Source organism: Bradyrhizobium sp. Kon37 (genome assembly GCF_055807535.1).
In genome coordinates, this window is the sequence record NZ_JBVVOY010000229.1 from 1 (window position 1) to 293 (window position 293).

1 rRNA gene is annotated in these 293 nt (G+C 57.0%); it reads right to left on the reverse strand.

What is annotated here, in order from left to right:
- A 23S ribosomal RNA gene (locus AC0L3J_RS37930) occupies positions 1–293 on the reverse strand; the annotation flags it as partial.

Sequence of the window (293 nt, forward strand, 5' to 3'; positions counted from 1 at the left end):
GGTGCCAAACACCGCCGTCGATATGAACTCTTGGGCGGTATCAGCCTGTTATCCCCGGCGTACCTTTTATCCGTTGAGCGATGGCCCTTCCATTCAGAACCACCGGATCACTATGACCTGCTTTCGCACCTGCTCGCGCCGTCACGCTCGCAGTCAAGCTGGCTTATGCCATTGCACTAACCTCCTGATGTCCGACCAGGATTAGCCAACCTTCGTGCTCCTCCGTTACTCTTTAGGAGGAGACCGCCCCAGTCAAACTACCCACCAGACACTGTCCGCAACCCGGATCACGG